Below are 17,961 nucleotides of genomic sequence, written 5' to 3'. Positions count from 1 at the left end.
TGATCAGGTCGGCAGCAGGTCGCGCAGCTCCTCGACGTAGCGCAGCGCCTCGTCGGGTTCGGTGGTCAGCGGGCCTACCAGCAGCGTCGTCACGCCGGCCTCGGCGTAGGCGGCCAGGCGTTCGGCCACCAAGCCGCGCGGACCCACCAACGAGGTGTTGCGCACCAGTTCGTCGGGGACGGCGTCGATCGCCTCGGCCTTGCGGCCGGCCAGGTACAGCTCCTGAATGCGATCGGCTACCTCACCGAAGCCGTAGCGAGTTGCCAGATTGTGATAGAAGTTGCGCCCGCGGGCGCCCATGCCGCCGATGTAGAGCGCCAGCTGCGGCTTGGCCCACGCCAGTCGATCTTCGACATCGTCGCCGATGGCCAGCGACGCGCCCACGATCACATCCAGCTTCCCCAACGACGGGTCACGTTTGGCTGTACCGGATTTCAGGGAATCTCCCCACACTTCCTGGGCGCGCTCGGGGTAGAAGAACACCGGCTGCCAGCCGTCGGCTATCTCCGCGGTCAGTTCGACGTTCTGGGGTCCCAAAGCCGCGATTGAGATCGGAATCCTGCTCCGCACAGGATGATTGATCAGCTGTAACGCCTTGCCCAGCCCTGTTCCGCGTTCGGCGGGAAGCGGTAGTTGATAGTGCTTTCCGTCATAGCTGAGTCGTTCGCGGCGCCACACCGCCCGGCAGATCTCCACCACTTCGCGGGTGCGGCCCAGCGGGGCGTCGAACGGCACGCCATGGAAGCCCTCCACCACCTGGGGTCCGGAGGTGCCCAGTCCCAGAGTGAACCGGCCATCGGAGACGTAGTCCAGGCCGGCGGCTGTCATCGCCAGCAGCGCCGGTGTTCGGGTGTAGATGGGCAGCACCCCGGTGAGCAGCTCGACCCGTGATGTCTTGGCCGCCAGGTAGCCCAACTGGCTGATGGCATCGAATGAGTAGGCCTCGGCGACAGCGACCACGTCGATTCCGATTTTCTCCAACTCAACGACCTGGCTCACCGCGTCCTTGAATCCACCGGCGTAGGCCAGCTGTGTACCGATTCGCATCCCTCACAGATACCAGGACCGTGCCGGGTGGCACGCCGTGTCAGAAAAAGAACTCCTGTCCACTCTCAGCTGAAAATTAAGCTTGACCACGACGCTCTCAGAGTTAACGGCCGTTAGCATTAAACTCCCAGGAAAAATATTTGACCAAGATGCTTGTAACTTAAGTTATTCACGGTTAGGGTTCCGTTCGCGTCAGTGAGTTAAGTGAGATTTCAGGAGCAACACGGCGGCGCCACCCCTCAGCGCGCCACCGAGGGCGGCACCTCACCAAAGGAGATGGCTGTGCAGCAAACCCTTCGCCCCTACGTCACCGCCGGTATCGCGATCGTCGGCTGCGGCCTGATCGCCGCCACCCCGGTGGCGGCCCAGCAGGTCGGCGGACCCACCATCCGAGATGTCGCGCTCACCGCGGGCGGCCTGCCCGACCTGCTGGCGCCGTGGACGGCGGTGTACAACCAGGCGGCAGAGAATGCGACGATCCTCACCCAGAACTACTTCCTGGCCCCCGGGGTGGCGTTCCAGCAGATCATGGCCAACCAGTCGCAGTACTGGCAGTCGGTGCTGGACGACCCGTCGACCATCCCGACCGTTATGCAGCAGATCCAGAGCAACCTAGACGCGGTGCTGACGGGCTACACCCTGCAGGACGCCTCCGCCGAGACCATCGCGACGGTGAACTTCCACACCCTCAGCGGCTCGGACCTGAATGACTTCGCGCTGGGTCACGACCTGCTCTACCAGCTGCTGCCGCAGTTCCTGCCCGCCGACTTGGCTGAATCGGTGACGCCGATCGTGAACTACCTGGCCTCGCCGGCGAGTGCCATCCTCATGGGCTCCATCGGACCGTGGCTGAGCCCGTGGGTCGCGCTGATGAACAGCGTCCAGGACGGGGATAGCTTCGCCGAGATCATGGCCAGCCCGCTCGACGGCTTCCTGAATGGCGCGAAGCTTGACCTGGGCTTCCTGCTGCCGCTGATCGCCAACGCCGGCCTGCTGCCCGAGGGCACCAACATCACCCACCTGGACTTTGCGTTGGGTGGATTGCTCAGCACTGGCTCGGTGGCGGTGGGGCCCTATCAGGTGACTGATCAGGGCGGAGATGTGGTCGATGTGCACGCGGTCGGCGGATCGATCTTCAACAGCCTGGGCATCTCGCTGGAAACCGGGATCCTGCCCGGGGTTCCACTGGACATCGAGAGCTACGGGGTGGGCCCGATCGCGGCCATGCAGGCCTGGGGTCAGACCGTCGGTGCGCTGCTCGGCTCTGGATGGGAGGGCAAGGGTCCGATCGAGGTCAGCCCGCCGTGGCCGGGGATCGGCTTCCCGATCGTGCCCGACGACTTCTTCGACGACGGTGGTACGGGAACGGCAGCGTCCACCGACTTCTTCGCGGACCTGGCAGGGCTGATCGGTTTCGACGCCTGATCCGGCCAGTGCCGCATTCCCAGCCAGTTCCTCACAACCTTCATCACTGCTTCCAAGAACCGCTTCACAGGAGAGGTGTTCGCACATGAGTCGTCGTCACAGCAGCAGCCAGTCAGGTAACACCGCAGCGCCATACCGCGGACGGATGGTCGGTGCCGCCAGTGCGGTAGGCGCATTCTTGGCCTTCGGGATGGCCCCGATGACCGCGGCGCCAGCCGCGCACGCCGATTTCGACGATTTCTTCGGCGATCTGTTCAGTTCGTGGTCGGTGAGCGACACCGGAGAGGCCGCGGCCAACTGGGACCTCAGTGCGCTGTTCGGTGCAACCGATCCGGGTAGCTCGGCCGGTGACTGGTTCTCCTGGACCGGGATCATGGACCAGCTGTTCTACGAGCCGCTGAATGGACTGGCTCAGCTCTGGATCACCAACCCGCTGGGCGAAGCGGTCAACGGCATGATCAACGAGTGGTCGGGCCTGTACCTGATCGGCAACGGTGTCGACGGCACCGAGGCCAACCCCGACGGTGGTGACGGCGGCCTGTGGTTCGGCGACGGCGGTGCCGGCTGGAATAGCGATCTCGATGGCGTGGCCGGCGGCGATGGCGGCGCGGCACTCGGCTGGCTGGGCAACGGTGGCGACGGCGGCGACGGCGGTGCCGGTGCTGCCGGTGGCGACGGCGGCGCCGGTGGCTGGTGGATGGGCCACGGTGGTGACGGCGGCGATGGCGGTGCCGCGGTGGTTGCGGGTGGCATTGGTGGCGCCGGCGGTGACGGCGGCGCATCGGCCGCCTGGTTCTTCGGCAACGGTGGCGCCGGTGGTGCCGGCGGCGCCGGAATGGAGGGTCTCCTCGGCACTCTGGCCAACGGTGGCACCGGCACCGGTGGCAACGGTGGCGCTGGTGGCGCCGGCGGTGACGGCGGCCGCAGTGGCTTCTTGTACGGCGACGGCGGCAAGGGTGGCGCCGGTGGCGCCGCGGGCGAGGGTGGCAACGGCACCACCGCGGCCAACAACAATGGCGCAGCCGGCGGCCGCGGTGGCGCCGGTGGCGCCGGTGGCGTCGGTGGGGCCCGCGGCTCGAACTTCTACGCCAGCTCGTTCTTCGGCAGTGCCGGCGTGGGCGGTGACGGTGCCGACGGCGCCAATGGTGGTGCCGGTGGCGACGCGGCCCAGGACGGCAATGGCAACTACCTCGGCCTTGGGGCAGGAGGCGGTGCCGGTGGTGCCGGCGGCGCCGGTGAGCACGGCGGCAACGGCGGTAGCGGCGGTGTGGCCGGCGACGGCACCAACGGTGGTACGGGCGGTGCCGGCGGCCAGGGCGGTGCGTCGGTGGGAGCCCACGTCGGTGGTGCTGGCGGTAACGGCGGCATGGGTGGTTTCGGCGCCACCGGTAATGGCGGAGCGGGCGGCAGCGGTGGCACGGGTGGTGACAGTAACTCCGGCGGCGGCGTTGGCGGCAACGGCGGGCAAGGCGGCTCCGGCGCGACCAGCGACCCGGAGGTCGCGACCACTGGCGGCGCAGGCGGTTCGGGCGGCGCCGGCGGCAGCAGCAACGCTGGCAACGGCACCGGGGGTGCCGGCGGCAACGGTGGCGCGGCCGGTGACGGGACCCTGCGTGGCGGGAACGGCGGCAGTGGCGGTAGTGGCGGCTACAGCAGCGCCGGCGGTGGCGGCAACGGCGGCGACGGTGGCGCGGCCGGTAAGGGCGTCGGTTGGGATGATGGCAGCACGGTCTGGAGCATCGGCGGCAACGGTGGATCCGGTGGTGCTGGCGGTGCTGCCGGTGGTCCCGCGAACGGTGGCAATGGTGGTGCTGGCGCGGCCGGGGCCAGTGGTGCCGTCGGTGCCGGTGTGGTCAGCATCGGCGGCAATGGCGGGGCCGGCGGTGGTGGCGGCAGCACCGGTGGCGGACCCGCCGCAGGTGTGGGCGGTAGCGGCGGGGCCGGCGGCAACGGAACCGCTTCCGGTGGTGACGGTGGCGCCGGAGGTACTGGCGGCGAAGGCTATGCGGGCCTGTCCACGAAGGCCAACGGCGGCGTCGGTGGCAATGGAGGTGCCGGCGGCAACAGCGGCGGCGTCGTCACCCCGGGCGGCGGCCCCAGTGGCTTCGGGACCAGCCACGCCGGAACCGGCGGCGCCGGCGGTGCCGGCGGCAACTCCAACGGCAGCGCCACCGGCGGTAACGGCGGCAATGGCGGCACCGGTGGCGCCGGGGCAGGCACGGTCGATGGTGGCACCGGCGGCGCCGGAGGTGTCGGCGGAGGAGGAGTCACCGCGGGTAGCGGTGGCGCCGGAGGCGCCGGCGGCACCGCTGCCGCCGGTGACGGCGGTACCGGCGGAGCCGGCGGTGGCGGAGGCAATGCAGACTCTGGCGCCGAAGGCGTCAGTGGTATTCCGCTGATCGGTGACAACAACACCGCGGGTGGCAACGGCGGCAACGGCAACGACGGTGGGACCGGCGGCAAGGGCGGGGTCGGTGGAGCCTCAACCTCCGGGACCGGTGGCAACGGCGGTGCCGGCGGATCAGGTGGCAACGGTGGCAACGGCGGCAACGGCGGAGCCGGCGGAACCAACGCCACCACCGGCAACGGCTACAAGGGCGGCAACGGCGGCAATGGAGGTGACGGCGGCACCGGCGGAAACGGCGGTGGCCACGGGACCGGTGGTGGCGGAAACGGCACCGGTGGTGCGGCCGGTGCCGGTGGCGATGGTGGCGGAGCCGGGGCTGCCGGCCCGGGCGGTGCCGCTACCGGAACCGGGACGCCGGGCGCCGACGGTGCCCCGGGTACTGCGGGTGGGCCCGGCTCAGGCGGAACGCCCGGCACCTAGCCGACAGTTCGGTGCGACCATGGTCGCCGGGTCCGATCCGGACCCGGCGGCCATCGTCGTATCAGGGTCTACGTCAGACCTACGAGAACAGTGCGGCGATCTTCTCTTCGGGGCTCGCCGGCTCGGGCAGGGCCTCGAGTGCCTCGGTCTTGGGCATGGCCACCTGGGGGTTGGCGAAGTCACGGAATCTCTTGTCGCCCACAAGTTCTGCCAGCAAGTATCCGGTCAGCAGGGCGCGCACCCGTCGCTGGGTGCGCCGGTCTGACGTGGGCAGGCCGAAGAATCCGGTCAGCCTGCGTCCCTGCGGCAGGCCCGCAGGTGACACCTTGTCGATCACTCGCAGGGTCGAAAGCCGCCAGGCGTGCGCCAGTTCGATCGAGTTGGAGCGCAGCGCCTTCGGGTCATCGGGACTGCTGAACACCACGCCCGGAACGGTCAGGCCCGAGGCCACCTGCTCGGCGGCCGGGGTGGTGACGGTCGGGAAGATCGCCGCCACCGCCTTGGGGCGCACCGACAGAGTGTCCGCAGCGAACACCGCGGCCGAGCCGCCGAACCCGTGGCCGGCCAGCGCGAGTCGATTGCGGTCGACGCTGATCCGTCCCGGCCCCAGCCGGACCTCGCTGGCGATCTCCAGGGCGCGACCCAGATCAGCGGCCAGATCCAGCACCGACGGCGCCAGGCCCCGGCCCGTGTCGGGGGCCGCGGCCACAATGCCCCACGAGGCCAGATGCTCGAGCAATCCGGCATAGCGGTCGGCGCCGGTCAGCCAGTCGTGGCCGAACGCCACCGCGGGTAGGCGATACCCGGACTGCGGCGTGTAGACCACCCCGGCCAGGCCCGCATAAGCCAAGTCCCCGCGCAGGACGCGGTGGGGGCCGGGTCGGGTCAACGCAGCGTAGAGGCTCTTGATGCTGGCCATCCGATGACGGTAACGCACGCCGGCGCCGATGCTGAGCCCCTCAGTCCTGCCGTGCCTTCCAGTACTGCAGTGCCACCGCCTGCTGTGCCGCGGCGGCCGTCCTGGCCGCCGCCGCGGGTTCGGTCGCACCGGTGCTCGCGCCCAGCGTGCCCTGCCATTGCGCCAGCGCGGTGAATCCGCCGTCGACGAAGCGCTGGCGGGCGGCCTGCCGCTGGATCTTGCCGCTGGAGGTGGTCGGGATCGATCCCGCCTCGACCAAGACCACGGCATGAGCTTCGATGCCGTGATGACGGTTGATCGCGGCCCGAATCCTACCCAGCAGGCCGGCCAGCGCGGGGGCGTCGCCGGCAGCATGGACTTCTTGTACCACCACGAGGTGCTCACCGCCGCCGGGTTGGGGCTCCACGGCGAAGGCCGCACCCCGTCCGGACAGCAGGCCCGGATGGCTGCCCTGCACCGTCTTCTCGATGTCGTTGGGGTAATAGTTGTTGCCGCGCAGGACGATCAGGTCTTTGCAACGTCCGGTGATGAACACCTCACCTGCGCTCATGAAGCCCAGATCTCCGGTGCGCAGATATGGTCCCTCGCCGGTGTCGGCCAGGTACGCGCCGAAGGTCTGCTCGGTGTCCTCGGGCTTTCCCCGATATCCCTGGGCGACGCACGGCCCGGAGACCCAGATCTCGCCGACCTGCTCGGCGTCGCGGCGCCGGCGCGTCTCCGGGTCGACGAACACGATCTGCTGACCGCCACGGGGATAGCCGCAGCCGACCAGCTCCAGCACGCCGGAGGCGTCGACGTCTGCGTCGGCAACCTCGACCACCCGGTCTTCGCCCAGCGCGGCGCGGTCGATATGCCGGATCACCGGTGCGGCGGAGTCCGATCCGCCCGAGACCAGCAGGGTGGCTTCGGCCAGGCCGTACACGGGCAGGAACGCCTCGGGCCGGAACCCGGCATCGGCGAACGCCTCGGCGAAGGCCCGCAGGGTGCTCGCCTGCACCGGTTCGGCGCCGTTCATCGCGGTCGACCACTGCGACAGGTCCAGGGCTGCACGCTCGGCGGCGGTGCTGCGTTCGACGCAGAGCTGGTAGGCGAAATTCGGTGCGGTGGCGATGGTGGCGCGGTATCGGGACATGGCCTCCAGCCAGCGCATCGGGCGGGTGATGAAGCCGGCCGGCGACATCAGCACCGTGTTGCCGCCGACGTACACGCTCTGCAGAATGCCGCCGATCAAGCCCATGTCATGGTGCTGGGGCAGCCAGCACACCGCGACTTTCTGGTCGTCGCCGCCCCACGTCTCATGGATCGCGGCCAGGTTGGCCATCAGGTTGCCGTGCGTCAGGACAACGCCCTTGGGCGCCCTGGTGGAGCCTGAGGTGTATTGCACTGTGGCGGTAGTGTCGCTGCCGATGTCCGGCGGCGTCCAACTGTCCGGGTCCGCGCCGGGATCTTCTGGGGCCATCCACCGCAGCGGGCGCCTGGTCAGGCCGTCGGCCTGGGTCCTGAGTCTGTCCTGCGTCGCCGAGTCCGCCAGGGCGAAACCGGCTCGCGCATCCGGGGCGATCAGCGCCAACCGTCCGAGCCGATCCTGCACCGGGACGGCCACCGCACCGGCATACAGGCAGCCGAAGTAGGCCGCGACGCTGTCCAGACCCGGCCGGCAGACGACAAGAACGCGACGCCCCGCCGCACCCTGCTGTTGCAGACCCGCCGCGACGGCCCGCGCGCTGCGGTCGAGTTCGGCGTATGTCAGCCGACTCTGTTCTTCCGAGCCATCCGGGGCGAACGCGAATGCGACTTTGTCCCGATGGCGGACGGCCTGCTGACGTAGCAGTTCCACCAGGGTGCGTGCGGTCGCTGGGCTGTCTTCTGGCATGTCGTCACCTAGACCGTCGATTGCTGGTCGACCCCGCCTCGGGTCTTCGCGTGGTCTCTCAACATAGCTGCTGCAGCGCAGCCGTGGACGCAGCTTGACCGGGTGTGCTGGCAATACCCCAAGAACTCTCAACGAACGGCCATCAACAAGGCGGACTGAAGTGCCATGTCGTTGGCACCGGCCCACCTTGTGGCCGGCGGAATTTCGATCCGAGTATTGCTTGTCACACAGACTAATCTAAGTTAATGTGTGCTCTGCACGCGTTGTGTACCACTGCCGCGGACTGTGATCTGAGGAGTAGCTCAAATGAATCAAGCACTGCGTCCCTTTGTCACCGCCGGCATCGCGCTTGTGGGCGCCAGCACGCTCGCGATCGCACCGGTGGCCCCGCCGCCGCCTGGCGCTCCTGTGGTGCACGACGTTGAACTCACCGCCGGGGCAGGGTTTTTCGATCTGTTGCAGGACACGCTCACCAACGGCGGCAACCTTAGCCTGGCCTTCGCAAATGCCAATGACGCGCTGGTGGAAGCTATTCAGGGCAACCCGGACTGGTGGAGCACCAGTCCGCAGGAACTGCTGGGCGCCCTCACGTTCCTAGCCGGCGACCAGAAGGGCTTCCTCAACCCGCTGGCAGAATTTACGACAAGTCTTCCTTCGGGCGAGGGCGGAATTGGAAGTCCGGATTTCTTCCTGGGCAACTTCTTGCTGTACGGGCTGCTGAGCAACCAGGGGGAAGCCTTGGCCCCCGGGCTCATTCCGGAAATTCCTGCCCCAATCCCGGAGATCGTCCAATTCCTGGCCTCGCCGTTGTCCGGCATACTGATCGGCGCGATCAGTCCGGCGGTGGCCCCGTTCGTGGCGTTGATCAACAGCATTGAGAGTGTCATCAACAATCTCGGTGTCGGTGGGGGCACCACGGACCTGGGGCAGGCGCTGAGCGATCTGATCAGCATCCCGGCCAACGTCATCAACGGATTCCTCAACGGTGCAACCCTCAATCTGGACGCCCTGATCCCGCTCCTCGACGGTGCCGGCCTGCTGCCGGAGGGTGTTTCCATAGGCGCCCTGAGTTTCGCCTTCGGCGGGCTGCTGTCCCCGGGAGAGGTCGGCGGCAATCTGGATGCACTGACCGGGGACGAACTCCCGCCGATCACCTTCGGTGGCGGCTCGATCCTCAACGCGCTCGGTATCACCATCTCGGTCACCGACCCGCTCACCCTTGACCTGACATTCGGGCCAGGTCAGGGGGTCGGACTGAGCGGCGCGTTGATCGGCTTGGAGCAGGTGCTCGCATTGCTGTTCACCGGCGACCTGGACTTCGATGGGCCCCCTCCCGAGGTTCTCCCGGATCCTGGGGCGGCTACCGACTTCGACTTCGGAGCCCTGTGGGCAGACCTGTTCGGTGGCGCGTAGTAGCCATCGGCGGGCACTGATCGCCTCGGAAAGTTACGGTTCCGGCTCGTAGCCGGGGCATTGCTGACCTGCGCGGTTGTCCGGGTCCCCCCGGCGGTGCACTACCCTGAACAGCTATGTGTGGAATCGTCGGCTACGTCGGGAAACGGCCTGCCCGCGACGTCGTCGTCGAGGCTCTGCGCCGCATGGAGTACCGCGGCTATGACTCCGCCGGAATCGCCGTGGTCGACGGCATCGGCCAACTCACCGTTCGGCGCCGGGCCGGGCGGCTGGCCAACCTGGAAGCCGAGCTGGCCGCCACCGATCCGGCGCTGCTGGCCGGGGGCACCGGCTTGGGCCACACCCGCTGGGCTACCCACGGTCGTCCCACCGACCAGAACGCGCACCCGCACTGCGACACCGCCGGCAAGTTCGCCGTCGTGCACAACGGCATCATCGAGAATTTCGCCGTCCTGCGCGACGAGCTGGAAATGGCCGGGGTGGAGTTCACCAGCGAGACCGACAGTGAGGTGACCGTCCACCTGCTGGCGCGCGAGTACCGGCACGGCGAGGCGGCCGGGGATTTCGTGGCCTCGGCGCTGGCGGTGTTGCGTCGGCTGGAAGGCCACTTCACCGTGGTGTTCGCCCACGCCGATGAGCCGGGCACGATCGTGGCGGCGCGTCGCTCCACCCCGCTCGTGGTCGGCATCGGCGACGGTGAGATGTTCCTGGGCTCGGATGTGGCGGCCTTCATCCCCTTCACCCGCGAAGCGGTCGAGCTGGGTCAGGACCAAGCCGTGGTCATCACCGCCGACGGCTACCGCATCAGCGACTTCCACGGCACCGATGACACCGCCAACGCGCGGCGTTTTCACATTGACTGGGACCTGTCGGCCGCGGAGAAGGGCGGCTACGAGTACTTCATGCTCAAGGAGATCGCCGAGCAGCCCACGGCGGTGGCCGAGACACTGCTGGGGCACTTCGAGGACGGCCGCATCGTCCTCGACGAGCAGCGCTTGAGCGATCAGGAATTGCGTGAGGTCGACAAGGTGTTCGTGGTGGCCTGCGGCACCGCGTACCACTCCGGTCTGCTGGCCAAGTATGCGATTGAGCACTGGACGCGGCTGCCGGTCGAGGTCGAGCTTGCCAGCGAGTTCCGCTACCGCGACCCGGTGCTGGACCGCAGCACCCTGGTGGTGGCGATCAGCCAGTCCGGCGAGACCGCCGACACCCTTGAGGCCGTCCGGCACGCCAAAGAACAGAAGGCCAAGGTGCTCGCGGTCTGCAACACCAACGGCTCGCAGATCCCTCGCGAGTGCGACGCGGTGCTCTACACCCGCGCCGGGCCGGAGATCGGTGTCGCGTCCACCAAGACGTTCCTGGCCCAGATCACCGCGAACTATCTGGTAGGCCTGGCGCTGGCGCAGGCCCGGGGCACCAAGTACCCCGATGAGGTCGAGCACGAGTACCGGCAGCTGGAGGCGATGCCCGAACTCGTGGCGCATGTGCTGGAGGGCATCGACTCGGTCGCGCAGTTGGCCAAGCAGTTCGCGTCGTCGAGTGCGGTGCTCTTCCTGGGCCGCCACGTCGGCTACCCGGTCGCCTTGGAAGGCGCGCTCAAGCTCAAGGAACTTGCCTACATGCACGCCGAGGGTTTCGCCGCCGGTGAGCTCAAGCACGGTCCGATCGCGCTGATCGAGGATGACCTGCCGGTGATCGTGGTGATGCCCTCGCCCAAGAACGCGGCAATGCTGCACTCGAAGCTGCTCTCCAACATCCGCGAGATTCAGGCTCGCGGCGCCGTCACCATCGTGATCGCCGAGGAGGGTGACGAGACGGTGCGCCCCTACGCCGATCACCTGATCGAAATCCCGGCGGTGCCAACGCTGTACCAGCCACTGCTGTCCACGATCCCGCTGCAGGTTTTTGCCGCGGGAGTCGCGCAGGCGCGTGGCTACGACGTGGACAAGCCGCGCAATCTGGCCAAGTCGGTCACCGTCGAGTAGCAGGAGCTTTCAGTGCGACAACTGGTGGCGGTGGTGTGCGCCGTGATGACGATGCTGGCGCAGGTGCCGAATGCCGTTGCGGCGAACGAGGTTCCTGACCTCGGCCCGCTATTCGACGACAGTGGGCCATTGCCGGGGACGGTCGGCGACCTCATTGCGATCCCCGACTTGGCATTCACCACCGCGTCGGGGGTGGCCTGCCGAAAGAGCCGCGGGAAACTGACGCACAGTGTGGCCTGCGTGGGCAACGTCGTCGGTGGGCCGCCGGGAACCCGCAGTGTCAGCCTCGGGACTGTCGCCGCCGACGGCAATGGGCCGGCACAGTTTCTGCCGATGGCGCCCGACGGGCTCCTCGGCGATCCCGCGAAGGTGCCGCTGATCATGTTGGCGCCGGGCCACAAGATCGTGTTCTGGGACTTCTCGCCGACCGAATCACTGGTCTGTGGCGCGCCGTTGGGAACCGAGGTGGCCTGTGTGCTCAAGGCCGCGCGCGACAACGGTGCCAAGAGCAACGGTGCAGCGGTCACGCATGGATTCGTCATCGCGGCGCCCCAAAGCGAGGTCTTCTAGCCTCGGCACACCGTGATACGCCGAAAACTCGGCGGCGATCCCGGCGCCGATGAGACGATGCAGAGTTGTCGGCGACCATCGATCTGACCGAATGAGGGAGAGCAGTCTTGTCCACCAACGGCCCTGCGGTCCACTTCAATCGGCCAAGGCTGCTGTTGATCCTCGGTATGACGGTGTTCTTCATCGCCTCCTACGTCGTGACCGTCGCGCTGTATGAGCGCGCGGGTTGCGGATGCCCTCGCCACCTGACCGAGGGTGTGGCGTCAGCCGATGGAACGACCGTTGTCATCGACATCGAAGACCTTCAGACCGTCAAGGGCACGCTGACCGGCAAGGTCACCATCAGCCCGGGGCCCGCACTGCTCGATCCGGTCAGGCACGGACTCACCGAAGAACTCAGCATCGCCGTGCACTCCGCCGTCACCCCGACCAAGCGCACCTGGAGCAAGGGCACCGTGCCCGGGGAGTTCCCGGTTCCCCTGACCATCTCCGGGAACTCGGCGAAGTGGCCGTTCGACCACTACCAGACCGGGCCGGTCACCGTTGATGTCGTTCGCGGCGATGCCACGATGCCGGAACGGATGTCGGTGACTTTTGTCGACCACATCGCCGGCTGGCGGAACGAGATCGCCAGCGACCGCGACGACGGCGGTCCGTACCGGATCGCGCTGCACCGCTCACCCAGCACCATCGCCTTCGGCGCGGTGATCGTGGGCGTTCTGGTCTCCTTGGCCGTGGTGGCCGTCCTCGTCGCAAACCTGACTTTCCTGGGCTGGCGCAAGTTCCAGCCGCCGATGACAACGTGGTATGCGGCAATGCTTTTCGCGGTGGTTCCGCTGAGAAATGCACTACCTGATGCGCCGCCGATCGGGTCCTGGATCGATGTCACGGTCACGCTCTGGGTGATTGTCGCGTTGGTGATGTCGATGATGGTGTTCATCTTCTGCTGGTGGCGCGATCTGAAGCCCGATCCCGTCACACAAGCCTGACACGAGGCGCGGCATGTCCGTCACCGTCGACGAACTCCATATTGCCGATCCGGCTGATACGTGGCGCTCGGCCGGTTTCAGCGTCGACCCCGACGACGTCTGCCGGGTAGGTGAGGTTCGGCTGCGGCTGGCCGGAGGTGGCACCGGCATCCTCGGGTGGGCGCTGCGGGGCTTGCCCCAGGACGGCTCGCTCGACGGTATTCCCACTTCCCGCTCCGCCGCGGCGGCCACCGAGCCAGCCGTGCATCCGAACGGTGTGACCTCGATCGATCACGTTGTGCTGTTGTCTCCCAATCTGTCTCGCACCGTCGATGCACTGAATGCGGTCGGGCTGCAATCGCGCCGGGTCCGCGATACCGAACTGGGCGGCCGGCCGATGCGGCAGGTCTTCTTCCGGCTGGGTGCGGTGATCCTCGAAGTCGTCGGGTCGCCCGAGACGGCGGCCGACGGCCCGTCATCGCTGTGGGGAATCACTTACGTCGTAGCCGATATCGAGGCGTCGGCGGCGTTCTTCGGCGAGCGAACACTGCCGGTGAAGGACGCCGTGCAGCCCGGTCGTCGGATCACCACGCTGCGGCATCGCGATTTGGGTATGTCGGTCCGCACCGCGCTGATCTCGCCGCCTATCCTCAGCCGATGACCGAATCCACCGATGACGTGGTCGTCATTCACACCGACGGTGGGTGCCGGCCCAACCCGGGCCCCGGTGGTTGGGGCGCGGTATTGCGCATGCGCCACCACGTGCGCGAGATGTTCGGTGGCGAGCCCAGCGAGACGAGCAACAACCGGATGGAGCTGACCGCTCCGATCGTGGCGCTGGAAGCGCTCACCCGGCCCGTGGTGGTACATCTGCACACCGACAGCACCTACGTCCGCAACGGCATTACCAAGTGGGTGTCCGGCTGGGAACGCAACGGCTGGCTGACCGCCGCCAAGCAGCCGGTGAAGAACGTCGACCTGTGGCAACGGCTGCAGGCTGCCTGCGCGCGTCACCAGGTCGAGTGGTTCTGGGTGAAAGGCCATTCGGGGGTTGCCGACAACGAGCTGGCCGATGAGTTGGCCACGCGCGGCCTCCAGGAGGCGATCGCCGAGGCGGCCGGCCGGCATTGAGTTGAGTGTCAGGGCACCTGGATCGTTCAGCCGCCCACGGCAGCGAGATAGCCCCCGAGGCCCGCAGCGCACGCCGCGGCGGTGAGCGCCAAGGTCGCTACGGCGAACGGCCAGGCCAGGTTCCGGCGGACCAGTCGCACGATGGTCAGCACAGTTCCGGCCGCGCAGACTGCGGCGGCAGCCGCGAATCCGGCCGTGATTGCCGTGACGCCGGCGTCAATATTGCAGGTCGTGGTCGGGCAGTTATCGGTGAAGGCCATCATGAATAGCCCCAGAATCGCAGCCAGACCACCGCCGACGACCGTCAGCACCAGCGCCGCCAGGGACCCCGCGAGATCTCCCCGTGAGATCGGCGGCTTCGGTGGCGGGTAGCTTGGCGACATCCCCAGGAATGCTACCGACGCCTGTGCTGGCAGTGGCGAGGTTCGCCTGCCGTGCTGCACATGGCTAGGCGGGGTGACGTTGACCCGCAAGCCCGTCGCTCGTAGTTTGAAGATTCGACGGTGAACAGGGAGGCATCGCGTGGCACGGCGGGTACTGGCAGTGGCGATCACCTCGGTAGGCGTGCTGACGGCAGCGCCGAACGCCGCGGCGACACCGGTTGTGCCCGATGTGGACTCACTCATCGATGACAGTGGACCGCCGCCCGCATCGGTCAGTGACCTGCAGAAGCTGTCCACTGTTGCCTTCGCCACCGAGTCCGGTCTGGTCTGCCGGCTGCGTCAGGGCAGAATCACCCACGAGCTCAGGTGCGCCGGTGATATTCCGGGTGCGCCACGCGATGCGGGATCGGTCGAGCTGCCGGGGATCTATGGAAAGGCAAGTGTGCCGGCACGATTCCTGCCCGCCCCGCCGGACGCGCTGGCCGTGGGAAGCCCGGTCGAACAGCTCCCGATGGGCCACAAGATCGTGCTCTGGGACTTCTCGCCCGCACAATCGATGGTCTGCGGGGTGCCGCCGTCCGCGGACTTGGTCTGCGTGCTCAAAGAGCCCCAGGTGCCCGACACGATGAGTCCGGTCATCAGCCACGGCTTCGTCGTCGCCGCACCGCAGAGCTGGGTCTTCTAGAGCCTCACGGGTGCCGGGCGGTGACCCCACCGTCGACGACAAGCTGGGTCCCGGTGATAAACGATGCCCGTGGCGACATCAGGAACGCCACCGCGTGAGCGACTTCCTCCGGTTGACCGATCCGTCCCAGCGGGGCGGCGGCCACAAAGCCGGCCGCGACTTCTTCGACGTCGAGCGCGATCTGCAGCATCGGGGTTTCGATGAAGCCCGGGCAGACCGCGTTGATCCGAATTCCCGCCGGGCCCAACTGGGCCGCCATCGACCTGGTCAGACCCAGCAGTCCGGCCTTGGAGGCGCAGTAGGCCGGGATGAAGGGGTTGGCCGCCAGTCCCTCGATGCTGGAGATGCCGACCACCGCCGGGCCGCCGCCGGCCCGGGCGACTGCTTCTAGGTGCGGCAGCATCACCTGCACCAGCATGGCCTGGGCGCGGAGGTTGACGTCCATCACGGCATTCCACGATTCACCGGTGTAGGCGCCCACCGGTTCGGGCAGAACCCGTCCGGCGGCGTGCACCAGCCCGTCGATGCCGTCGAGCGCTTCGGCCGCGGCCGCGACCGCGCCGGGCAGCGCGGCGTCGTCACAGACGTCGACGACAGTGCCGGGCATGCCCAGCTCCTCGGCCACGTCGGAGACGCCAGGTGCGATGTCCCACAGCGCAACTCGGCGTCCGTCGGCTACCAGGGCGCGGGCGCATGCCCGGCCGATTCCCGATGCGGCCCCGGTGATCACGACTCCGCTCAACTCGATACTCCTTGGGTGATGACGAACTGCGACCAATCCGGTTCGCGCACCGCCGACCAGTACTCGTCGAGCCGCCACGGGCTCACGGTGTGGATCTCACCGTCGGCGTTCTTGAAATAGGAATGCTTGATCGACGGATGTGCCCACACGGTCTGCGCGATGGCCGCCTGGGTGGCCCGATGCCACTCGGCGGCCGCCTGAGTCGACGGTTCGATCGAATGCAGCCCCTCGTCGGCGAGCTTGGCCAGGCAGGCATCGATGTAGCGCATTTCCAGCTCGGAATTGAAGATCAGACTGCCCCCGTGAGCCAGGTGCGCGCCCGGGCCGTAAAGCAGAAAGAAATTCGGAAAACTGGGCACCGTGATGCCCAGGTACGCATAGGGCCTGTTGCCCCACAATGCGTGCAGATCGGTTCCAGCGCGTCCGGTGACACGCATCGGCCACAGCACCTCGGTGTGCCGAAAGCCGGTGGCGTAGATGATCACGTCCACTTCGCGGAGCGCGCCGTCCTCGGTCTGCACGGCATGCGGAGTGATCCGGCGAATCGGGTCGCGGCAGAGGTCGACGTTGTCGCGTCGCAAAGTGCTGAGCCAGGTGCCGTTGTCCTGCAAGGTGCGTTTGCCGGTGGCCGGATAATCCGGCAGCACCTTGGCCAGCAGCTCCTGGTCGTCGCCCACCTGATCGGTGATCCAGCCGGTAAACATCTGCCGGGCCAGTGCGTTGATCTCACTCACCGCGTAGTCCTGGTCGGGGTAGTCCGGGTCGACCCGGGCGGCCTCCAGGCCCTTGTCGGCGCCAGGCCACAACAGCAGAAACCGGTACCAGCGGCCGTAGAACGGAAGATGCTCCAACGCCCAGCGCACCCCGTCGGCGACCACGTCGTGATACATCGGGTTGGGAAACATCCACTGAGCGGTGCGCTGAAACACCGTGAGTTGGGCGACTTTTTCGGCGATCGCCGGTGCGATCTGAAATCCGCTGGCGCCCGCCCCGATCAGCGCCACCCGCTTGCCGGTCAGGTCGATGCTGTGATCCCACGCCGCGGAATGAAACGCCGGCCCGGCGAAAGTATCGGCCCCCTCCAGGTCGGGCAGATGCGGCCGGTTGAGCTGACCGACCGCGGTGATCACCGCGCGCGCCGTCACAGTGGACTCCGCACCGTCGGCGCAGCGGGTGGTCACTGTCCAGGTCCCAGTCTCCTCGTCCCAGACGGCGTCGGTCACCTCGGTTCCCCAACGAATATGTTCTTCCAGGCCGTGTTTGGCCACCAGATCGCCGAAGTAGGCCCGCAGCTCGGGCTGCTCGGCGAAGTAGTGGCCCCAGCCGTTGTTGGGTTCGAAGCTGTAGCAGTAGAAATGGTTCGCCACATCCACCCGGGCGCCCGGATAGTCGTTCTCCCACCACGTTCCGCCCGCGCCCACGTTCTTCTCGATGATCGTGAAAGGGAGCCTGGCCTGGGCCAGCCGGATGCCGGCCAGCACGCCAGATTCGCCGCAGCCGATCACCACCACTGGAAGCTCTGCCGCACGGGAAGGCTCCAGGGGTGCGGGGCTTCGCGGATCGCGGCCTTCGAGGTCAAGCTCCTCGGCGAGTAGGCCCAGATAGGCATCCGGCACGATCTCGCACGCCGCCCAGTCCATCATCTCCTTGACCAGGCCGGCCGGCAGCGGGGCCGGCTGCGGGCAGCCTCGGTCGCGATAGTCCACGATCACCGGCAGTGCCTCGGCGCGGGCGCGCGCCTTGTCGTCCTCGGACATGAAGCCCTCGATCTCATTGAGGAAGATCCCGTTCTGGCGGAAGTCCCGAATGAAACGAGGGTCACCGGTGATGTGCACGCACGACAGCAGCAGGGTGGGGATGGAGAGGTGTTCCAGGGCGGCGGCGATCTCAGAATCCGTGGTGGTGAACGGTTCCCCGGCGTAGCGGTTGCGCAACAGCCCGACCCTCTCCCTCTTATTCGCTACTGTGCGACGCGAAATTGTTTGGGACGATA

General features: G+C 67.7%; 15 protein-coding genes. 9 read left to right on the top strand and 6 right to left on the bottom strand.

The genetic code is table 11. The annotated features are described in order from the left end of the window. Positions 1 to 3: 3 nt before the first annotated feature. Positions 4 to 1,047, bottom strand: a complete 1,044-nt coding sequence (locus G6N09_RS04745; RefSeq protein WP_083026730.1) for an LLM class F420-dependent oxidoreductase — start codon at positions 1,045 to 1,047, stop codon at positions 4 to 6. A 276-nt stretch (positions 1,048 to 1,323) separates the two neighbouring features. Between G6N09_RS04745 and gjpA (G6N09_RS04740) the strand changes: the two genes are divergently transcribed. Further along, the gene (gene gjpA / locus G6N09_RS04740; protein WP_109558962.1) at positions 1,324 to 2,472 is read left to right on the top strand and encodes an outer membrane porin GjpA; all 1,149 of its coding nucleotides are present in this window, start codon (positions 1,324 to 1,326) and stop codon (positions 2,470 to 2,472) included. Positions 2,473 to 2,557: 85 nt separating this feature from the next. Then, complete coding sequence (locus G6N09_RS19815; protein WP_133053095.1) at positions 2,558 to 5,299, top strand: PGRS repeat-containing protein; 2,742 nt, start codon at positions 2,558 to 2,560, stop codon at positions 5,297 to 5,299. Positions 5,300 to 5,378: 79 nt separating this feature from the next. Here the strand turns inward: G6N09_RS19815 and G6N09_RS04730 are convergent, their stop codons facing one another. Continuing rightward, positions 5,379 to 6,218 (bottom strand): dienelactone hydrolase family protein, encoded by an 840-nt coding sequence (locus G6N09_RS04730; RefSeq protein WP_083026729.1) that lies wholly within the window; start codon positions 6,216 to 6,218, stop codon positions 5,379 to 5,381. 40 nt (positions 6,219 to 6,258) lie between these two features. Continuing rightward, on the bottom strand, positions 6,259 to 8,091 hold the full coding sequence (locus G6N09_RS04725; protein WP_083026728.1) for a fatty acyl-AMP ligase: 1,833 nt from the start codon (positions 8,089 to 8,091) through the stop codon (positions 6,259 to 6,261). A gap of 306 nt (positions 8,092 to 8,397) precedes the next feature. On the opposite strand from G6N09_RS04725, the gene gjpA (G6N09_RS04720) reads away from it, so the two are divergent. From gjpA (G6N09_RS04720) to rnhA, 6 genes are all read left to right on the top strand, one after another. After that, positions 8,398 to 9,504 carry an outer membrane porin GjpA gene (gjpA, locus tag G6N09_RS04720; RefSeq protein WP_083026727.1) on the top strand — a complete coding sequence of 369 codons (1,107 nt, stop codon included), beginning with the start codon at positions 8,398 to 8,400 and terminating at the stop codon, positions 9,502 to 9,504. A 116-nt stretch (positions 9,505 to 9,620) separates the two neighbouring features. Then, complete coding sequence (gene glmS, locus G6N09_RS04715) at positions 9,621 to 11,489, top strand: glutamine--fructose-6-phosphate transaminase (isomerizing) (RefSeq protein WP_083026726.1); 1,869 nt, start codon at positions 9,621 to 9,623, stop codon at positions 11,487 to 11,489. Positions 11,490 to 11,501: 12 nt separating this feature from the next. Then, positions 11,502 to 12,059, top strand: a complete 558-nt coding sequence (locus tag G6N09_RS04710; protein ID WP_083026725.1) for a hypothetical protein — start codon at positions 11,502 to 11,504, stop codon at positions 12,057 to 12,059. Positions 12,060 to 12,226: 167 nt separating this feature from the next. Further along, positions 12,227 to 13,048, top strand: a complete 822-nt coding sequence (locus G6N09_RS04705) for a DUF4436 domain-containing protein (protein ID WP_083026797.1) — start codon at positions 12,227 to 12,229, stop codon at positions 13,046 to 13,048. 13 nt (positions 13,049 to 13,061) lie between these two features. Continuing rightward, complete coding sequence (locus tag G6N09_RS04700; protein ID WP_083026724.1) at positions 13,062 to 13,688, top strand: VOC family protein; 627 nt, start codon at positions 13,062 to 13,064, stop codon at positions 13,686 to 13,688. After that, positions 13,685 to 14,158 carry a ribonuclease HI gene (gene rnhA / locus G6N09_RS04695; protein ID WP_083026723.1) on the top strand — a complete coding sequence of 158 codons (474 nt, stop codon included), beginning with the start codon at positions 13,685 to 13,687 and terminating at the stop codon, positions 14,156 to 14,158. Before G6N09_RS04700 ends, rnhA begins: the two co-directional genes overlap by 4 nt. A gap of 26 nt (positions 14,159 to 14,184) precedes the next feature. Here the strand turns inward: rnhA and G6N09_RS04690 are convergent, their stop codons facing one another. Further along, positions 14,185 to 14,541 carry a hypothetical protein gene (locus G6N09_RS04690; protein WP_083026722.1) on the bottom strand — a complete coding sequence of 119 codons (357 nt, stop codon included), beginning with the start codon at positions 14,539 to 14,541 and terminating at the stop codon, positions 14,185 to 14,187. A gap of 139 nt (positions 14,542 to 14,680) precedes the next feature. Here G6N09_RS04690 and G6N09_RS04685 point away from each other — a divergent pair, with 139 nt between their 5' ends. Then, a complete protein-coding gene (locus G6N09_RS04685; protein ID WP_234807050.1) occupies positions 14,681 to 15,226 on the top strand; it encodes a hypothetical protein in 546 nt (181 codons plus the stop codon). A gap of 4 nt (positions 15,227 to 15,230) precedes the next feature. Here the strand turns inward: G6N09_RS04685 and G6N09_RS04680 are convergent, their stop codons facing one another. Both G6N09_RS04680 and G6N09_RS04675 read right to left on the bottom strand, forming a co-directional pair. Beyond that, positions 15,231 to 15,968, bottom strand: coding sequence for an SDR family NAD(P)-dependent oxidoreductase (locus tag G6N09_RS04680; protein ID WP_083026721.1), 738 nt, complete (start codon positions 15,966 to 15,968; stop codon positions 15,231 to 15,233). Next, a complete protein-coding gene (locus G6N09_RS04675) occupies positions 15,965 to 17,902 on the bottom strand; it encodes a flavin-containing monooxygenase (RefSeq protein WP_083026720.1) in 1,938 nt (645 codons plus the stop codon). Before G6N09_RS04675 ends, G6N09_RS04680 begins: the two co-directional genes overlap by 4 nt. Between the last annotated feature and the right edge of the window lie 59 nt (positions 17,903 to 17,961).

This window comes from Mycolicibacter minnesotensis (assembly GCF_010731755.1).
GTDB lineage: Bacteria > Actinomycetota > Actinomycetes > Mycobacteriales > Mycobacteriaceae > Mycobacterium > Mycobacterium minnesotense.
Note: the sequence above shows the minus strand (reverse complement) of the source record. Positions and strands in the feature narration are given on the sequence as shown.